This window comes from Lachnospiraceae bacterium, from assembly GCA_022794035.1.
GTDB lineage: Bacteria > Bacillota > Clostridia > Lachnospirales > Bianqueaceae > CALWPV01.
Genome location: JAAWDX010000016.1, coordinates 1 through 2,451 on the forward strand (window position 1 = coordinate 1; position 2,451 = coordinate 2,451).

Annotated in this window: 1 protein-coding gene; it reads right to left on the reverse strand. The window is 53.4% G+C overall.

The window, feature by feature from the left end; all coding sequences use genetic code 11:
* Nucleotides 1-2,451: hypothetical protein (locus HFE64_10970; GenBank protein MCI8633980.1), on the reverse strand; the 2,451-nt coding region annotated here is incomplete at both ends.

Sequence of the window (2,451 nt, forward strand, 5' to 3'; positions counted from 1 at the left end):
CTGCCTCCTTCGGCTCTGAGACCGGCTCCTTCTATGCTCGCTGCATAGATTTTAAACGTTCCTGGCTCTGTCTGGATCTGATAATTGCTGCTTCCAGCCTTGATCTCAATCCTAAGATCATCTGTATAGGTCCCTACGCCTTCTGCTGTTGAGCTTCTCTTAACCTCAAGACTGCCAAGGCTCTCCTTGCTGTCTCCCTCTGCCAGGCTTCCCTCTGTGACCTCATAGTCAAACGCAGGATCTTCCTCTCCGTAGATCTTATACGCATCTTTTGCCTTAAGCGTAATCTCTCTCGGATGGATCGTAAAGCTATCCTCTGCTGTGATCGCTTCACAGTTTTCTGTTGCCGCCCATACGGCTCTTACCTTGTAGCTGCCTGCCTCTGTCGGCTTCTCGCTTACATATCCGCTCTCTCCCTGCTTCTGGTACTGCAGCTGCGGCTGCCCATAGTCTCCTCCGCTTACGCTGATCTCTTCTTCCTTCTGGGCCTCTCCATAGGTCCAGTCCTCCAGGCTCACGCTCCCGCTGTAGCTCTCTGCCTTACGGATGGTCAGCTGAGCCTCGATCCGGATCCCTTCATAGTTACCGGTAACGTCTCTGCCTTTTGCATCCACGATCCTTAGCTCATAGCCTTCTTCCAGCTCTGTATAGCTGCCGGCATCCGTTCCTTTGACCACAGCCCCTCTAAGGACGATCTGATCCTCTCCCTGCAGCTCTCCTGCTACCTGCTTGTTCTCAGCTTCTGCAACGATCAGGCTCTGCTCCTCGCCGGTGTACGCACTCTCCTTGCTGGCCGTAACCGTGATCGCTCCTGCCTTTTCTACCACCAGCTGTGCCTTCTCGTACTCGATCCTAAACTGCTCTGTTACATCCTTGCCGTCGATATCTGTGATCACTGGCGTTCCAGTGATCTCTACCTCATACGCTCCGGCATCCGTCCCCTTAGCTCCGGCCTCGATCCCGCTGATCGTATAGCTCTCTCCCTCATAAGAGAAGCTCTTTAGATCCTCCTGAAAGCCCTCTACGCTCTGCTCCGCTCCGTTATAGACTGCGGTAGCTCCGTTCGGCGTTAACCGGATCTCTAGCTTATCCTCTTCCGCCAGACCCGTTACCTCCAGCCTTCCGGGCTCGGTCGTGATCACATAGTTATTCGCATTTGTCCCTTCGCTCAGCTGATAGCGACTAATCCTGCTCTCGCTCTGTCCGACTGCTCTCTGGCTTCCTTCATAGCTTACGCTCACGATCCCGTCCTGCCCTGCAAAGGCTCCGCTTAGGTGATAGCTCTCTGCTGTAAGCGCATGGCCGTTATACACCTGCGTCCGGTCTTGCGGTTTGATCGTGATCGCGATCGGGGTAATCGTAAGACTTCCTCCCGTAAACGCTACGCTAAACTCCTTCGTTACGTCACGGCCTTCCTCGTCACGAATCACCATCTGGCTCTGATCTACTCTGCAGGCATAGGCGCCCCCGTTTACGATTACATCCTGCCCCTCTGCCTTTGCCGTGACCTTGCTGATCGTATAGGTCTTTTCGTTCTCTGCTGTAAAGCTCTGCTCCTCAAAGCACTCTACGCTCTGGCTCTCTCCGGTATAGACCCTCTCAACATCCTTCAGCTCTATCGTAACCTGATATTTGTTCGTACGCTCTGTTACTTTAAGCGTTCCCTCTTCTTCTGTGATCGCATAGTTATTAAGGTCCGTTCCTGCCTTTGCCTCATAGCTAAAGGGATTTTTGCTCTCTCCGGCCTCGACCTGTCTTCCGCTTGCCGTGCCGGTGATCCCTTCTTCCTTTACGAACCCTTCTCCTGTTACCGTATCATTTGTCAGCGCCTCTCCGTCATACTCCTTCTCGTCGCTTCCCGACCGGATCGTAACCGGTCTCTTTTCGATCGTAAGCTTGGCTCCGTCCTGCACCTCTACCTTAAACTGCTCTGTTACGTCATGGCCTTCGGCATCTTTTACCACAGGACTGCCGCTGACATTTACCAGATACTCTCCAGCATCCTTCCCTGCTGCGCCTGCACTCAGGCCGCTTACGGTATACACATGACTGTCTACTGTAAAGCGCAGCCTCTCAAATCCTGCTACGCTTTGCTCCTCTCCGGTATAGACAGCTGTTTTGCTCTCCGGCACTACCGTTATCTGATACCGCTCTTCTTCGCTTCGGTCTGTTACCCTTAGCATTCCTTCTACGGTTTCAATCGCATAGTTCTCTGCCTTTGTCCCCTTATTGAGGCTGTACTCGATGCTGTTCTTGCTGCTGCCTACCTGCGTCTGACTTCCGGTTGCGCGGTAGCTAGCTCCTTCTCCTTCGATGAACCCGTCTCCGCTTACTGTTACCGTTTCATTTGTCAGCGCCTCTCCATTATACGCTCTCTCTGCGCCTTCTGATGTCAGCGTGACGCTTCTCTTCCCGATCGTCAGCGCTCCGTCCTTGACCACGAGCTCGATC